The 17,189-nt window shown below is 42.3% G+C and carries 16 protein-coding genes; 6 read left to right on the top strand and 10 right to left on the bottom strand.

The annotated features are described in order from the left end of the window. Positions 1-40: 40 nt before the first annotated feature. The 4 genes from AAEY97_RS06950 to metF all read right to left on the bottom strand — a co-directional run bounded on the left by AAEY97_RS06950 (position 41) and on the right by metF (position 3,319). Complete coding sequence (locus AAEY97_RS06950; protein WP_350997601.1) at positions 41-331, bottom strand: cysteine-rich CWC family protein; 291 nt, start codon at positions 329-331, stop codon at positions 41-43. Positions 332-510: 179 nt separating this feature from the next. Continuing rightward, positions 511-1,629: a c-type cytochrome gene (locus AAEY97_RS06945; RefSeq protein ID WP_101085117.1), complete on the bottom strand. Its 1,119-nt coding sequence runs from the start codon at positions 1,627-1,629 to the stop codon at positions 511-513. 10 nt (positions 1,630-1,639) lie between these two features. After that, positions 1,640-2,227, bottom strand: coding sequence for a c-type cytochrome (locus tag AAEY97_RS06940; RefSeq protein WP_243756329.1), 588 nt, complete (start codon positions 2,225-2,227; stop codon positions 1,640-1,642). 207 nt (positions 2,228-2,434) lie between these two features. Then, complete coding sequence (gene metF / locus AAEY97_RS06935; RefSeq protein ID WP_011638965.1) at positions 2,435-3,319, bottom strand: methylenetetrahydrofolate reductase; 885 nt, start codon at positions 3,317-3,319, stop codon at positions 2,435-2,437. A 539-nt stretch (positions 3,320-3,858) separates the two neighbouring features. On the opposite strand from metF, the gene AAEY97_RS06930 reads away from it, so the two are divergent. Further along, positions 3,859-4,350 (top strand): DUF1097 domain-containing protein, encoded by a 492-nt coding sequence (locus AAEY97_RS06930; RefSeq protein ID WP_350997596.1) that lies wholly within the window; start codon positions 3,859-3,861, stop codon positions 4,348-4,350. A gap of 299 nt (positions 4,351-4,649) precedes the next feature. Here the strand turns inward: AAEY97_RS06930 and AAEY97_RS06925 are convergent, their stop codons facing one another. From AAEY97_RS06925 to metB, 3 genes are all read right to left on the bottom strand, one after another. Further along, positions 4,650-4,859, bottom strand: coding sequence for a hypothetical protein (locus tag AAEY97_RS06925; protein WP_350997593.1), 210 nt, complete (start codon positions 4,857-4,859; stop codon positions 4,650-4,652). Positions 4,860-5,023: 164 nt separating this feature from the next. Further along, positions 5,024-7,417 (bottom strand): bifunctional aspartate kinase/homoserine dehydrogenase II, encoded by a 2,394-nt coding sequence (locus AAEY97_RS06920; protein ID WP_162023934.1) that lies wholly within the window; start codon positions 7,415-7,417, stop codon positions 5,024-5,026. 131 nt (positions 7,418-7,548) lie between these two features. Next, positions 7,549-8,718, bottom strand: coding sequence for a cystathionine gamma-synthase (gene metB, locus AAEY97_RS06915; RefSeq protein WP_162023935.1), 1,170 nt, complete (start codon positions 8,716-8,718; stop codon positions 7,549-7,551). Between the two features lie 208 nt (positions 8,719-8,926). On the opposite strand from metB, the gene metJ reads away from it, so the two are divergent. The 5 genes from metJ (at position 8,927) to AAEY97_RS06890 (ending at position 14,071) form a co-directional block, all read left to right on the top strand. Beyond that, the gene (gene metJ, locus AAEY97_RS06910) at positions 8,927-9,241 is read left to right on the top strand and encodes a met regulon transcriptional regulator MetJ (RefSeq protein WP_011638970.1); all 315 of its coding nucleotides are present in this window, start codon (positions 8,927-8,929) and stop codon (positions 9,239-9,241) included. 75 nt (positions 9,242-9,316) lie between these two features. Further along, positions 9,317-10,057 (top strand): sulfite exporter TauE/SafE family protein, encoded by a 741-nt coding sequence (locus tag AAEY97_RS06905; RefSeq protein ID WP_101085112.1) that lies wholly within the window; start codon positions 9,317-9,319, stop codon positions 10,055-10,057. A 366-nt stretch (positions 10,058-10,423) separates the two neighbouring features. Next, positions 10,424-10,753: a c-type cytochrome gene (locus tag AAEY97_RS06900; protein ID WP_101085111.1), complete on the top strand. Its 330-nt coding sequence runs from the start codon at positions 10,424-10,426 to the stop codon at positions 10,751-10,753. A gap of 148 nt (positions 10,754-10,901) precedes the next feature. Next, positions 10,902-12,614 carry a DUF3373 domain-containing protein gene (locus tag AAEY97_RS06895; RefSeq protein ID WP_162023936.1) on the top strand — a complete coding sequence of 571 codons (1,713 nt, stop codon included), beginning with the start codon at positions 10,902-10,904 and terminating at the stop codon, positions 12,612-12,614. A gap of 62 nt (positions 12,615-12,676) precedes the next feature. Then, positions 12,677-14,071 carry a tetrathionate reductase family octaheme c-type cytochrome gene (locus tag AAEY97_RS06890; protein WP_350997588.1) on the top strand — a complete coding sequence of 465 codons (1,395 nt, stop codon included), beginning with the start codon at positions 12,677-12,679 and terminating at the stop codon, positions 14,069-14,071. 94 nt (positions 14,072-14,165) lie between these two features. On the opposite strand, the gene AAEY97_RS06885 is transcribed toward AAEY97_RS06890, so the two are convergent. From AAEY97_RS06885 to AAEY97_RS06875, 3 genes are all read right to left on the bottom strand, one after another. Next, positions 14,166-15,146, bottom strand: a complete 981-nt coding sequence (locus tag AAEY97_RS06885; protein ID WP_350997586.1) for a pseudouridine synthase — start codon at positions 15,144-15,146, stop codon at positions 14,166-14,168. Positions 15,147-15,258: 112 nt separating this feature from the next. Beyond that, positions 15,259-15,837 (bottom strand): LON peptidase substrate-binding domain-containing protein, encoded by a 579-nt coding sequence (locus tag AAEY97_RS06880; RefSeq protein WP_192114144.1) that lies wholly within the window; start codon positions 15,835-15,837, stop codon positions 15,259-15,261. Between the two features lie 213 nt (positions 15,838-16,050). Continuing rightward, positions 16,051-17,106 carry an alpha/beta hydrolase gene (locus AAEY97_RS06875; protein ID WP_350997584.1) on the bottom strand — a complete coding sequence of 352 codons (1,056 nt, stop codon included), beginning with the start codon at positions 17,104-17,106 and terminating at the stop codon, positions 16,051-16,053. Positions 17,107-17,189 lie beyond the last annotated feature (83 nt).

Below are 17,189 nucleotides of genomic sequence, written 5' to 3'. Positions count from 1 at the left end.
AAACGTTCCTAATAAATGGTCATTATTATTATGGTTATAGTTATGGTTTGAGTTCTGATTCAGATTTTGGTTCTGGTTCTGGTGAATAGGTTTCAACGAGGTCTGTGTTGAATTGTTGCGCCAATTTAGTCATACATGACTGACAAACACATTGGCCATTAGGTAAATCAACCAAAGTAGATGCGGCTTTGTACTGCTCAATAATCAATGGCATGTCTAACGTTTGCTTAGCACACCAGCATGCATCAATGGCTAATCCTTGCTCCATCGCACAACCGTTAGCTTGCTGGCAAAGTGGGCACGATTGTGCTGCTGAAGTAAATAATGTCATTGCCCAGCCTATATGGTGATGATGATGACTGAATATACTGACATTTATCATCATGCTCAATAAGCGCTCTGCGTATTACATTTCTGAAAATGAATTAACAACCAATAAAAATACCCACTAAGCGTTAACTTAATGGGTATAACTGACAAAGATTAATGGTTTAGACTAAGCAAATATAATTACTTTATATTATTTTTAAGCGGAAAAACCGGATACGAAGCCGTGCCCAAAACAGGCTTGCCGGCAACGGATTGGCCATAATATCCTTGGTGCTTATGATAGGTGGCTTGAGTCTTACTCACATCACCGTTAAAACGAGGATCTTGTGGCCGATCAAACGAATTAAGGTAAGCCGCTACATCCCAAGCTTGCTGAACTGTTAATTGCACGCTTTTGCCTAACGGCATATTTTCATAAATAAAGTCAGCAGCTGTATTTACCCTATGCATGCCTGCGCCCCAATTATAGCTTTGAGCTCCCCATAATGGTGGTAATGCAGTAACACCAGCAATCACTTGTCCTTGGCCATCTTCACTATGACACACTTGGCAATGTGCTTGATAAACTGCCTGACCACGTTCAGGAGAATAAGCCAGTTCAGGTTGAGGTGTTTTCGGATAGCCGCGCCCAGGAAGCTGGCTTAACGCTGCAGTATCCAAATGTTTAGCAATAGCTGCTGGCATTGGGAAATCATCCCGTTTACCGCCTTTAACCAACTCCACATCAGACAACTCAGGCACTGGGCCTGCAACCTTGTATTGATCCATTAATCCGCTCATGCCCAACCAGTAAGAATAGGCCGATATTGCCACAAGTTCAGGAGAGTTTGCCGCCGGAGCTTTACCGTTCATTGAATAGGTAAAACAACCTTGTATACGCTCTTGAAAAGAGTTTACTTTATCGTTTTTCTTACGATAAGCAGGGTAAGCAAAGTATGCCGCCCATAAAGGCGACGAATTAGCTTGTCGTCCTGAATTCATATGGCAGTTAACACAATTGAGCTCATTGCCAACGTACTTGTCTCGTAGCTGTTGGGTGTTAACAAACAATTGATAACCTAACCGAACCTTGTCACCAAAATCCCCCTCTGGAATAGCAGTTAATGGTGCGGGTTGAAGATAAACAGCATCAACTTTTTTCTCCAGCGCAGGTAATGCAGCTTGGCGATCGGGTAGTGTCGTCGAAGACTCTGACGATTTTACCGCAGTAGGCTTAGCCGGAACTTCGGTCAATAATTCATCGGCCTGTAAAGGCAAGCTAAACAGAGCGCCAATGGTCAATAGCGATAATAATTTCATAGCCATGTCCTTATTTTATATTGGCAAAAAACTGAGATAACCCATCGATTTCGGCAGCCGTTAATTTCAGCGCAATATTGCCCATCATGTTATCAGCATCGCCTGTACGAGAGCCCTCTTGCCAGGCTAATAATTGGGTTTTAAGATAACTGGCTTGCTGCCCCGCTAAACGAGGAAACTGCCCGCCACCCACGGCAGATGGACCATGGCAACTAACACATGCTGGAATGGTACGTGACCAGTCACCTTGAAAGGCTAATTTTTCGAACGGATCGCTAATACCAACCTTGTCACCGCGAAATTGGAGCGGAATGTCAGCAACAGGTTGCTGACTAAAATATTGCGCTACCACAGCAATATTGTCACCTTGCACCGTTGCAGCCATTGCTAGCATGGTTGGATTTTGACGTTTTCCTGCATGAAATAACGCAAGTTGATTGCTGATGTAATCGGCAGATAAGCCTGCTAAACGAGGGCCAATAATGTCGATACCTTGACCTTGTGCACCGTGGCAAGAAGTACATAGCTGAGCCGCAGCAGGAACCGGCAGTTGTGGGGAAGTTGTTTCTGCAGCTTCTGCGGTCATAACAGTTAGCATCGTTATGCCAGCCAATGCAGCGAGCTTGTAAAAGGATGTTTTCATCATCACACCTCTTTAGTCATTCGTTATTGGTTATTGGTTATTGTCTTACCACCATAGGCTAAATATATTCAAAAAAGAATACGGCAAACGTCGAATATTTAAACAAAAACCCCGTTAATGGAACCATTAACGGGGTTTAAATTGAGTGAATGTTACACTGTACTACTTTGGACGCACGCCTAATGTATGGCAAATGGCATACGTTAATTCTGCACGATTAAGGGTATAAAAATGGAAATCTTTAACACCTTCACGGGACAATACTTTCACCATATCAATAGCAACGTTGGCACCCACTAACTGACGTGTTGCAGGGTCGTCATCTAAACCTTCAAATTGACGATGTAACCAATGTGGAATAGCGACATTGGTCATGCCAGCAAAACGCTTAGTCTGTTTAAAGTTAGTCACAGGTAATATCCCTGGAATAATCTCAACATCTATACCAGCTGTAACGCAACGGTCGCGAAAACGTAAGTAGGATTCAACATCAAAGAAAAATTGAGTAATGGCGCGGTTAGCACCCGCATCAATCTTTTTCTTTAAGTTAATTAAATCAGCCTGCGCATTACGCGCATCAGGATGCACTTCAGGATACGCTGCTACCGAAATATCAAAGTCGGCCACTGAGCGCAGTAAACGCACTAAGTCATTGGCAAAGCGAGTTGGTTTTGGGCTACCGTCAGGTAAATCACCGCGCAATGCCACGATGTCTCTAATACCAGAATTCCAATAATGCTTTGCCAGCTCAACCAATTCTTCATCACTAGCATCAACCAAGGTTAAATGCGGCGCAGCGAGTAGATTGGTTTCTTTCTGGATACGTTCAATCACGCTATGAGTACGATCACGTACACCTGAATTGGCACCGTATGTTACTGATACAAATTTAGGGTTCAATGGTTCTAAACGACGAATAGAATTCCACAAAATCTCTTCCATTGCTGGCGTTGATGGCGGAAAAAACTCAAAAGACACATTAATATCATTCAGCTCAGACAAGCTCTGATTTAACGACTGGGCATGTTGTGCATGATGAAAAGCCATAATGTATTCCTTTAACTTCTGTAACACTTAGGAGTCTATACCAATCAGCTTAAATGATTAACTTAACCTAAATCATTTGGCCGTTTGGACGTCTATATGTCCATATACTAGTTTAACTGCATACTAAGTCAAGCTAAAAAACCATCAATAAGCAATTTGTAATAATCACATTAACGCTAGGCCTAAATCATAGACAATATAAAACGGCTGAAAACAGCCGTTTGTTCATCTATCTGCAGGCTTTTTTTTCATCAGCCTGCAGACTGTGTCATTTGATAATGTTCAAATTATTTTTTAAAAAGTGCGCTAACACTTAGGTTCTAACAAAGTTAATAGCATTAGTGACTATATCTGATGTTAATGTGCGATAGACATGATGACTCTCTGACAATTATCGAGTTGCATAACGTTTGGTTTTATTAGCAGTTGCTTTTATTTGCGAACTGGATCGACTTTTGTAAAACCTAACTGCCTAAATTTAGTTTATTGTGCTAAATTTAGAACTCACCGTTCTAATTTTAATCTTTTGTGAGGCAACCATGGCGCATCGTTGGCAAATTGCAATTTCTGCTGGTTTATTAGCGGCTGTTTGGGCTGGTCTTGCTGATGTATTTCATCTCGTGACATGGGTCGGCTTTCTGGGCTGCAGTACCTTTTTCGCTCAAACAGAAACAGGTGCTAAAGGCATGATGATGGCGATGATGACCAATCTTTCCGGTGTATTCTGGGGCTGGTTAATTATTGCAGGCAGCGGTGTTCTAGGTTCGCCAATGATCAGCTATGCATTAACAGGCATTGTCACCGCATTTATGTGCTTACAAGCCAGTAATAAAAACTTCGCCTTTATTCCCGGCACCTTTATCGGTTGTTGCATCACTTTTGCCTTAAATGCTGATATAGCCGCTATCATTCCACCACTTATTATCGGCGCCGTACTCGGTTACAGCATGAGCCTACTCACAGGCCTATTAATAACGTTAACCGATAAAACAGCTAAATCATTAAAAGATGACGCAGTAGAAGAAGCCTAAGCACAGGCGACTTAGATTGTGTCGCCTTAAGAGTATTCGTTACCTGAGAATAAATAAAGATAACTAAAGACTGGGCCAATCTTTAAATACTCGCAAAAATAGTATCCATAAACATCACTTCAAATTGGTCGAACTCTCGATCGGATATTCATATAATAAAAAGTCTAAGCCCTTCTATTATTAAGCTTTTTCAGCACTTAAAATAAGGACGCAGCTTTATGCTACCTATTCATTTTTATTATCTATTGTTCGTTTATGTCGAGGAGATGATTAAGCTTACATGGAACAATCTCATTAGATTACTGATACCAAATGGTAATATTTAACGTCGCTGGCATAAATGACCCACCGCTTTGAGTTTGTTTAATTTCGGTGATTTCTATAGATGTTTGTGTGGATAACCATAAATTAATTTCGTCTTGTAAACCACAATCAGCTTGTTCTATCGGTTTCATCCAAAAGCTTAGTTTAGGTTTTAACACTTTAGTAAATACTTTGATTTTCATCATTATTTTGAACTCCATTTCAAGATGTGAACACTTGTCATCTAACATTTTAGTATTTATGCGTTGAGCGGTTTGCGGCAAATAAAGAAAAGAGCTGAATTTCAGCTCATAAACATTCCCGAGATGACATAAAAAAAGACCATTAATAATGGTCTTTTTTAACAAAACTACTCTTGCAACAAGTCTTTGCAAATATGCACCAAATCCGACTGCACAGCCGCAGCAGTCACCTCACGCCCAGCCCCTGGGCCGCGAATAATCAATGGATTACCTTGATAAAACGCACTGCGAATAACAAACACATTATCCCCTGGGGTTAAATTGGCATAAGGATGATTATTATCAACCCACTGCAAACCCACTTCAGCCTGTAACTTACCTTCCACTTTATCCAGCGAAGCCACATAACGTAGCACCTTGTTCTGTTCAGCCGCAGCGACATACTGCTGCAACAAATCATCGTCTAACTCACTGATGCGTGTTAAAAAATCTTCTAGTGACAACTCTGCTAAAGCTTGAGGTACTAATGAGTTAAGACTAATATCGTCTAGCTCTACCGCTAAACCAATCTCGCGAGCCAAGATTAACAACTTACGTTGCATATCGCGGCCAGATAAGTCATCGCGTGGATCAGGTTCAGTAATGCCTAAACTGCGAGCATGCAGTACTAATTCTGAGAACGGCTTACTGCCATCATAATTTTCGAACAACCAACATAACGTGCCCGAGAAAATACCACCCACAGCTTCAATAGTGTCACCACTATTACGTAAGTCATTTAACGCATGTTGAATAGGTAAACCTGCGCCACAGCTGGCGTTATAACGCCAAAATAAGCGGCGATTACTCAGCTGCTGCTTTAATTCACGATAAAATGGCAATGGCCCTGAGCCGGCTAATTTATTGGCACTTACCACATGAATACCACGGGCAAATAGCTCGGGATATTGTAAGGTTAAAGCAGCACTCGCACTGATATCTAAGGCGACAATTTCATCGCATGATAACTGCGCTAATTGATCAAAAAGCTGATCATAATCCCATTCAATACCTTGCTGTTGATAATCTTGCTGCCATTGTTCAAGGTTAATTCCGTCGTTAGAAATTAATGCTTTTTTCGAACCGACTAAACCAACAAGCTCAACAGAGGCTTCAAGTTCGTGATCTAATGCTGGACTGGCGCGTTTAAACAAATCAATCCACGCCTCACCAATGTTACCCACTCCCAGCAATAACACTCCAATACGCATTCTTGGTCCAGCACAACGACGATGTACTTTTTGGGTCAATAAACTCACTTGAGCTTGCGGGACTAAAGTGACCAAACTTAATGCATCTTGATAAATCGGTTTGGCATCACGGCTGAGTAGTCGGGCAAAACTGCGTCTAAAGTGATGAGCATCGGCACTGACTAATGCCACTAGGCCTAAGTCAGTTTGGGCACTCAACTCTTCAATCAAAAATTCACTGCTGTATTGAGTGAGTAAAGCTTGCACTTGTTTCTGGCTTTCAAGCGTTAACGCCAACTCAAACTTATGTTGTGCTAGCGACCAATAAGCTAACGGTGTGATACCTGCTTTATCCAAAATGGCCAACAATGGTTCAATGTCTGCGTTCATTTTAAAACTAAACAACACCACTTCATTTAAGTTAGTGACCACAGGCGCACTCGCTGATGAACTCAGTGGCGCGATTAAAGTAAAGTCGGTGTGTGAAGCATAGCTTGAGCGTACCGCTAGGCTCACGTCGGTATTAAATAACGGCTGTAAGGTACGAGAATGCAGTACAGGAGAGCCCAGGCGCGCTAAGCGGTCAGCTTCGGCTAATGACATACTCTTGAGTAATTTAGCATCATTAATTTTATTCGGGTCGGCGTTAAATACCCCTTCAACGTCGGTCCAAATGGTCACACGCTCAATGTCAGCTAAGCTGGCAATTAAGGTGGCACTAAAATCAGAACCATTGCGACCCAGCAATAAGGTATCACCGTGGCGGTTAGCGCATATAAAGCCGGTGATCACTAAACGCTCTTGCGGATGTAAGGCTAATAAGGCCTGTACCTTGTCACGAGACTCAGCCACTAAAATATTAGGTACGGCGCCTTCATCGGCTACCAAAATAGAGCACGCATCGACATGAGTCGCAGCTACGCCCATTTCTCGTAACAAAGCGGCCATTAAGCGCGCCGACCAACGTTCACCAAAACTCACCACTTGGTTTAATTGGTAATCGTTACGTTGCTCTAAAGATAATAAGCTGACTAACTGAGATTTGTCGGTAGACAAACGTTCGCGTAAATCACGCGCTTGCTCGTTTGATAATAATTGTTCAATTAACGTCTGCTGGTAACTGATCAGAATTTGCAGCTCTTCTTGCCACAACTGACCGCTGTCACGCAGGCTCAATAATTTGTATAAGAAGTTAGTCGTTTTTCCGGCGGCGGATACCACAACTAAATCATCACTCTGACCATGCGTAAGTAGAATATGTGCAACACGGCGATAGCAATCTGCATCCGCTAAACTTGAACCACCAAACTTATGTAAATGACTTCGCGTCATTACTGACTCCTTAAACAACTACGACTTTTGTTGCGACTGCTAGACTTCTATTTTGAAACCAATAGTGTTGCAAGTGCATGTTTTGCTATTTTACCCAATTTGGTCGAAACCACAGCTAACTTAAACTCGAATTAAGCTGATTTTATCGCGGCAACAGCTGCTAGGCCTGCTTGAATATCGGCCAAGAGGTCATCTGCATCTTCAATACCGACAGATAGTCTCAATAAAGTCTCTTTAATACCAGCCTCTTGCCTTGCTTGTGGGTCCATTGCTCTATGGGTCATGGTGGCCGGAACGGCGACTAAACTTTCCACTCCGCCTAAACTTTCGGCAATACTAAACAACGACAGCGCCTTTAAAAATGCCACCACTTCCGCTTCGCCGCCAATTAACTCAAAACTTAACATAGCACCAAAGCCTTGTTGTTGTTTTGCCGCAATTTCGTGACCTAGATGGTCTTTTAAACCCGGATAATACACCTTGGCCACCACATCACTGGCGCTGAGTAACTCAACAATCTTTTGTGCATTACGTTGATGCTCACGAATTCGTACCGCTAAAGTACGTAAGCCTCGGAGGGTTAAATAACTGTCAAATGCTGAACCCGTAAGCCCAAGAGTATTTGACCACCAATGTAACAACTCACCCACTTGAGGATCTTTAGCCACTACCGCTCCACCGACCACATCGCTATGACCATTGATGTATTTGGTGGTTGAGTGAATAACAATGTCTGCACCTAATAATAATGGCTGCTGTAATATTGGTGATAAAAAGGTGTTATCGACTGTCACTAGCGCGCCAACGTCATGGCAAGCGATACTAATGGCATTAATGTCTACCACCCGCAATAAAGGATTCGATGGCGTTTCTAACCACACCATTTTCGGTTTTTGAGCTATCGCTTTGCTCAGCGCTTGCGCATCAGTTTGATCAACAACCAATAACTTAAATTGGCCTTTTTTGGCCAAGTTAGTAAATAAGCGGTAACTGCCACCATAACAATCGTGCGGCACAACCAATAAATCCTCTGGGCCAAGTAAGCTAGTCACCAATGTAATCGCCGCCATGCCGGTACATGTCACCACGCCGGTAGCACCTTGCTCGAGTTTGGCGAGTGCGTCACCTAAAATACATCGAGTAGGATTACCCGAACGACTGTAATCAAACTCGCGCGGATTATTGTGGCCATCGAATGAATAATTGGTCGATAAATAAATCGGTGGCACGATAGCACCATGTTGTGTGTCTGTTTCAATACCTTGGCGAACGGCCAATGTGGCGTTTTGATGCTTAGTCATGGTGACTCCTAAAATTTCACAAACACACAAAGAGATGTCTAGACGTCCAAATTTACCTAAGAGATCCCCATCCGTCAACTTAAATAGACGTTTAGACGTCTAAACATCAAGAAATCTATTTGCAATCGGGATTAAATAGTAGCAATAATTTGACTAGAGATTGTAACGGTTTAAAATCTGCAGCGTATTTATCGTTAAGGGTAAGTTAATGACTGAGTGGAATGGCGAATATATCAGCCCATATGCCGAGCACGGCAAAAAAAATGAACAAGTAAAAAAAATTACGGTTTCTATCCCTTTAAAAGTATTAAAAGTACTGACGGATGAGCGGACGCGTCGCCAGATAAATAATCTGCGCCATGCAACTAACAGTGAACTGCTATGCGAAGCATTTTTGCATGCGTACACAGGTCAACCATTACCTTATGACGGTGATCTATCAAAAGATCAGCCTGATAGCATTCCAAGTGAAGCGAAAAAGTTAATGGATGATATGGGTATCGAGTGGGAAGAGCTCGAATAATTCACTGATTAGTCAATACCTCACAGACTTTGAAACGACCCTAATAAGAAGTCGTCATGTTTTTAAAGAGAACTTATGATGTCATTTATCGATCCAACGACCTTGATACTGGCATCGATTATCGTGTTTTTTGGCGCGCTAACCCAAAGCTTAATTGGCTTTGGGTTAGCCGTTGTTGCTAGCCCGCTGCTGTATATTGTTAATCCTCAATTAGTTCCTGTTCCTATTATTGTTATGGGCTTTGCCATTTCTGCAATGACCTTATTTAGAGAACGCGGTCACCTACAATTTAATGGTTTGCAATATGCCTTACTCGGGCGGATCCCTGGGGGGTTTTTAGGCGCTGGATTATTGCTGTTTGCCCCACAAGCCATACTAGGCTTAGTGATTGCAGGCATTGTGTTTATTGCTGTTATTCTTAGCATTTTTCGCTTTACCGCCCCCATTAATCGCCTCAGTTTATTTATCGCTGGGGTATTTTCAGGCATATTTGGCAATATCGCTGCTATCGGTGGTCCACCAATGGCCATTTTGCTTGCAGGCCAAGACCCAGGTCAGTTTAGAGCGGCATTATCTGCCTTTTTCGTGTTTAGCTCATTAATTGCCTTAGCTATTCTAACCATCGTCGGCTTAGTTGAAGTGAAGCATTTATGGCTATCACTGCTATTATTGCCTTCAGTCGTTGCTGGTTATCTTGTCTCAGGTAGATTAATTGGCCGCGTTGATAAAGATAAAACCCGCATAGTCACCTTAGTGTTATGTAGTATTAGTGCCACTGTATTAGTGATTATGTCGACCAACACGTTAATGAGCTAATCAGCTATTCTGCACCTGTAAACAAAACCAGCCATCAATGGGCTTGATCTCAAATGATGATTAATAATCCCTCTATTTAGTAAAAACCTGCTTATCAAAAGTCTATTTCTCAACTAAAAATACCCATAATAAGAATCAAAAAAACCTCTTTTATCTCCCCTAACAAACTCATCATCTTTACGCAATAGATCCACATCACACTAGTCCATTAGATTTCTTTCAATTAACTTTTTTTCAATTAGATTTTTCTCATGGATATGATCTACTTCAAATTAACACTACTCACTTTTAGGTAACATTGTTTACAGCAAAGAAATAATTAAATGCTGTTAATGCACAACCCTAATAAGCCCGACAGAGGACAAAATGATGAACACTTACATTAAAGTTGGTATCGCAGTTGCAATGGCATTATCACTTGGCACCCAAGTGATGGCCGCAGATGGTGGTAATCCTAAAAAAGGTAAGCACCTGTACAAAAAAGAATGTAAAGCCTGCCACAGCGCTAACAGTGAAGGCCCTGAATTAACCCCAATGACCAAAACCATGAGCCAATGGGATCGTTTCTTTACTCGTGATAAGCACAAAGCTAAACCTGCCGTTTTTGAAGCCTTATCAGAAAAAGACATAAAAGATATTCAACAGTTTTTATATGACCACGCCGCCGATTCAGACCAACCAGCTACTTGCGGCTAAATCATCAATGCTGAGTATCTTTTCGTTCTAAACGAAACATCAGCCAATAAACCAAACGAAAAAACTGTGAGGCTTAGCCTCAGGGATCCTGACACAAAAAATTTGCCAAATTGACCTTGTTATTTGGCAAATAAAGGGGAGAAAGACCATGAGAACTCTCATCTCAATATTAGTGGCTAACGCGCTCTTTATGAGCGGCGCAAGCCTAGCAGCAGATACCGATGCACAAAAGATTGCCGATCTTAAACAACAACTCGCTACTATTAATGAAGATCTTGATTACTTAAATTCACGAGTTGACAAAACCGAGCGTCACACAGCCTTAGACAGAATAGCCATTACGGGTGATTTTAGAACCAAAGCACATTCATTACATTATCAAAACGTCACTTGGAACCCAGCCATGAACGTTAACTTTTCTGACTTTGGCGCTAAAGCCATGTCAGGAGTATTTGGCGATCCAAATAGCGCTACCTCACCGTTAGGCCAAATGATGATGGCAAACCCTGATTTAGCCAGCGCGTTTCAAAGCGGTATGCTTCAAGGCGTTATGCCAATGCTGTTGGGCCAAAAAACCCAACAGGACATTGATAACGATATATTTTACACCACGCGCTTACGCCTAAATATTGATGCTAAAGTGTGGGATAACGTCAGCTTTGCAGGACGTTTAACCATGTTTAAGAGCTGGGGAGACTCTGCTGGGGTTAAAGTATTCGACTCATGGAACTCATTCACCATGGATGGCACCAGTAGCGGTAGCACCAGTGGTGATGAGTTAAAAGTAGAGCGCGCCTATTTTAATTGGAAAGACATTAACGGCAGTGGCACTTACCTTTCTATTGGACGTCGTCCTTCAACGTACGGTCCACCAAATCATTATCGTGAAAATGAACTCAGAGGCGGCACGCCATCAGGTCACTTAGTCAATTTCAACTTCGATGGTCTTACCTTAGGTTACAACTTGGGTGATATCACCGGTATTGAAGGTCAAACAGTGCGTTTTTGCTATGGCCAAGGCTTTGAATCACAGTACGGCAATGGCGAATTGTTTGGTGACATCATCACTAAAGATACCCACCTCGGCGGGTTTAATATCGACGTGATTAATGACGGTAACCATTTCTTACAGTTCACTTTATTCGGTGCTAAAGATGTCAATGATGGCTTTACGGGCACCATGGCATTCCCTACTCAACTGGCGGGTATCTTTGCCCCAACCATGTATCAAGACATGCAAAAATTCGACAACTTTAACTTCGTCACCCGCGTACAACCAAGCGGTGTCATTGGTGATATGTACTTAGGTGGCCTAGGTTATGCCTATGAAACCGATGACGACCTGAAAATGTTTGCCTCATTAGGATGGACTCGTGCTGAACCTAACGGCAATGCTGGTTTGTTCGGTGGCATGTTAAGCGATGCAGTATTTGAAGCAGAGTTGAACAGCACTGGTACTGAAATCATTATGGTGCCAAAAGAAACCGTTGATAGCGACACCAAAGATGGTTACGGCATTTATGTGGGCATGCAAATTCCTGCACCATACGGCAAATTCGGTTTGGAATATAACTACGGTTCTAAATACTGGAGTCCCTTCACCCAAGCACAAGACGACCCAATCGGCAGTAAGTTAGCCACTCGTGGCCACGTTGCCGAAGCTTATTATATCTTTGATATTAATCCAAAAATGTTTATCAAGTTAGCCGGTTTATATTACGACTATGAATATACCGGAAGTGGCTCACCAGTAGGTGCACCGATGAAGGTTGACGATGTGATTGCCGGTAGCGCGTACTCAATGTTGCCCGTTGTTGACACCGCCTATGACGTCAATGCCTCACTGACCGTTAACTTCTAACGCTAACTTAACCTTCTAACTTGGCCCCCCTGAGCACAAGCTCAGGGGTAAGGACAAATATCATGAAACTATTATCAGCACTGGCTGTATTACTGTTATTAAGCAGTAGCGCACAGGCTGCCTTTAACCATAAAGAGGCGCTGAAAGGGCCTTTTGCTAATGGCCCTGAAGTGACGACACAATGCTTAACCTGCCATAAAGAACATGCTGAAGAGTTTATGAAATCTTCACATTGGACTTGGGAGTTAGAGCAAAAACTACCTGACCGCACAGTGATGCGTGGTAAAAAAAACAGTATTAACAACTTTTGTGTATCGATATCGGGTAACGAACCGCGTTGTACCAGTTGTCATGCAGGTTATGGTTGGAAAGATTCTACATTCGACTTTAAAGACATGACCAAAGTCGATTGCTTAGTCTGTCACGACACCACGGGAACTTACATTAAAGATCCTGCGGGCGCAGGCGAGGCCTTAGCAAGAGTCAATTTAGCCAATGTTGCCCAAAATGTAGGTGCACCCGTGCGTGACAATTGCGGCAGTTGCCACTTTTACGGTGGCGGTGGTGATGCGGTTAAACACGGCGATTTAGACTCATCAATGTCTTATCCAGATAAAGCGACCGATGTCCACATGGATACCGATGGCAATGACTTCCAGTGTCAAACTTGTCACGTTACTGAAAATCATCAAATTACCGGTAACTCGATGGGCGTATCACCTGGTGGTGAAAACAAAATTGGTTGTGTAAATTGCCATGATGCTGCGCCTCACAAAAATAAAAAGCTCAATACACACACAGCAACTGTAGCGTGTCAGACTTGTCACATACCATCATTTGCTAAAAATGAACCCACCAAAATGCGTTGGGATTGGTCACAGGCAGGTCAAGATCTTCCTGAAACAACAGACCAATACGGCAAGCACACCTTTATGAAAAAGAAAGGCAGCTTTATTTGGCAAAAAGACGTTAAACCACAATATGCCTGGTTTAATGGCCGCGCCGATGCGTATATGGCTGGCGATAAAATGGACCCAACTAAAACGGTTAAATTAGCTTATCCATTAGGTGATATTCGCGACCCTAAAGCTAAAATCTACCCATTTAAAGTGCACACGGGTAAGCAAATCTATGATGCTAAACTTAATATTCTGATAACCCCTAAAACGTACGGTGAAGGTGGCTACTGGGATAAATTTGATTGGGATTTAGCTGCAAAACTAGGCATGGAAGCTAACCCAACCATGGTAGAAAAAGGACTCAAATACAGTGGTCAGCATGGCTTTGTTGAAACCGAAATGTGGTGGCGCATCAACCACATGGTGTCACCAAAAGACAAGGCACTACAGTGTAATGACTGCCACAACAAAGGCGAGCGTTTAGACTGGAAAGCCCTTGGTTATGATGGCGACCCAATGAAAAATCGTAAAGGTATTAAACACACAAAAGCTGACTAATACTCAGATAAGCTCACTGCAACAGCAATAAGCTGATACAAAAAAACCGCTATCGACTTTACGATGGCGGTTTTTTTATTCGCTAAATAACCAACTAAAAATCTAAACCTTGGCATTGAAAATCTTGTTCAATAGCACTGATTGGATCGGTAAAGCGCAACCGTTTAGCCAACAATTGCAATGGTTTATCAAAGTTGTCCGGCCCTTTAGGTTGTAGCACTGGATAAAAGCGGTCGTGTAAAATCGGCATGCCTAAACTTTGCATATGTACACGTAATTGATGAGTTTTACCGGTAATCGGACTTAACTCAAATAAGCCAAAACCATTTTTTACCGCCACTAAACTGATTTCAGAATGGCTATTCGCCTCGCCTTCAACCACCTGCATGGTAAAGCTGGGATTTGCTGCCACAATACGATTTTTAACCGTCCAATGAATAGGAAGCGTACAAGTATTATCGGCTAATTCACTCAGCAACGTAGGCGTTAATTTAGCGATGGCTTGATAATCTTTAGTGATCTTGTCATCTAAGAATAGCTGATGATATGCATGGCGTGTTTGCGGATTGAGCGTCATTAACATCACCCCAGCCGTGTCTTTATCGAGCCTATGTGCTGGGGCGACCGTATCAATTTGAGTGGCGATACGTAATCGATGCACTAAACATTCATTGACGTAATTTCCGCCTGGGGTAACAGGTAAAAAATGCGGTTTATAAACCACAATGGTATCAAGATCTTGATACAACACCTGCTCAGCAAAAGGCACTTTCGTTTCGGCCAGCACTTCGCGGTAATAATACACTTTCGCAGTGGCTTGATAGACACTGTCTGCGGTAATTAACTCACCATTTTGCCAATGCACTTTGCCATCTTTGATCCGTTGCTGCCACACACCGGCATCGATTTGCTTAAAATGATCGACCAAAAACTCAACTACTGTGTGGTATTGCTTACCTGCTAATTCATTAGCACGCGGCAACACAATATACGAAGGCTGAGCGGCAATGGCAGCGTTTGGTGTTTGGGAAGAGGATTGAAGATGATCCGCAGTGCAATTTGATGAATTAGGCATAAACAACTTGGCTATATAAAGATGAAGGTAAGGTTCAAACGAGAAGGTATCTTATCAGGCTAGGCCGAAAATGTATCTTGATTATCACGATACCGATAACACAATATTGCGCTTATACATCCACGTGAGATTTTAGTAATTGCAGCACAAAATCCATGGTTTTATGGCAATTAGGTTGTTCAACTAAAATCAGCTTATCACGGTTATACATAGGTAAAACCTCTAACCAACGCTGACTCACCCAAGCGGCATCTTCTAAATGCGTTTGTGAATACAATTCCAGTAAATCTGGATTCACTTGATAAAATTGTTCAAGTGCGGCGCTGATAATTTCAAACTCACCCGCAATGGGCTCATGGCACCAATTAGCGCAAGGGAGCGCACGAGCAATCCAACAACCATCTCGTTTTTGCGCGGCAGATAAAATTTTAAGACGCTGTGTTCCCTCAACAACGATGCTTAAAGAATCATCACCTAACTGGTTGAAATCAATAATATTGCATTGGGTTGCTGCAATATAACAAGGCAGTTCGCTATTCACTTTTAATGGCGCAAATGCTAAACCATAGTGACCTTTTAATACATCGGCAACCATGGCTAAATCACTCGGTGCCACAACTCGAATTTCAAGTCGTCCACCGGGTAATAGCACAGCATCTTGAATCAGTAATGCTACTTCTTTTGTTTGCATAACAGCCTCCTACACCATAGGTGAAGTTACTGAACCAAAGTCAAATCAATGAAACAAGTGTAGCAGTGGTTAATTATTCAACAACTTAAGCAGCATAATATAATGCTTACTACCGACATAACCACCCGTTTTCGCTACGCCCTACTTCAATAGACCTTAATCAATACGACTATCTTTCAAAAAAAGTACAAAAAACATTCAATTTATTGGATCTTATAAACGCTCAATACGATCCATAATAGTGCCGGAAGCGACAATCTCAGCAAACTCGTCAGCTAATACCTGGCTTTGTTGCACGCTTTGCTGCCAATAAGCAATTCGACTTTCAGTATCTAAATTTTTAAAGTCTTCACGGTCAGGAATTTTACTAAACGGTAAGCTTGCAATAAATTGCTTACTCGGTGCTAAAATTAATCCATTGTGATAATTCGCTTTCGCTTTACGCCACAACAAAGATTTATCAAACCAACCAGGGCTCATGTACGGATAAAAGTGCGGATACAAACTTAACCCTGTCGCTGCGGGTAATGGCATATCAAAATGATAATCGGTTATGCCTCCATCGTAATAATGGCCTTTTGGCGAACCTTGCAGATCTTTTACCGGATCAAGCAATAGCGGGATCGATCCGGTCGCTAATAATCCATGACGGATATTGTCTTGAGTTAGCTCAACATGTTTGGTGGGTAAATCTTTCAGGCGCCTAAAAGGTGATGCTGCGTCTTTATGGCTTAAAATAACCCGCTCGAAGTGCCAGCCTAAGCTTTTTCGATTGATGACATTACTTACCGCTGCCATCGACAATCCCACCATTAAGCCAAATTTGGCATGAATGCGATTTAAATGACGGGCACGGCAGGCCACCATATGATGACGAATTAACGGATTAGCAATAATATCAGCGCCTTGCTGTTCACCTAAAATGCCATCAACAATTTGCAATACTTGGGCACTGACTTGTTCACGCGTCGGCTTTTTTTCGTAATTCTGATGAATATAAAAATGTTCTAAACGTTCATAAGCCGCTAATGGATCTTGTTGCGCCATACAAGCTAAACGCCACGCACCCGACGATGCGCCCATAGTATAAAGAGGATCTTGGCGCCCCTGAAAAAACTCACTAAATAAATATTTATCTAAGCCTGCTATCGCCAGCCACTTAGGCCCGCCTGATGCAGCAAAGAGCTGAGTAAACAATGATTGATCTAAGCCATTCGCTTCTAGTTGTTCGTAAGCCGTTGGTCCAGCAAGTAAACGTAATGCAGGCAATGTACAATCCTTCTTATATTTGTAATGCTGTTATCTTTGTAAAACTGTATGCTTTAGCGCTAACACGCTAGCATATTTTTATG

The organism is Shewanella sp. TB7-MNA-CIBAN-0143 (genome assembly GCF_040310065.1).
Classification (GTDB): Bacteria; Pseudomonadota; Gammaproteobacteria; order Enterobacterales; family Shewanellaceae; genus Shewanella.
Note: the sequence above shows the minus strand (reverse complement) of the source record. Positions and strands in the feature narration are given on the sequence as shown.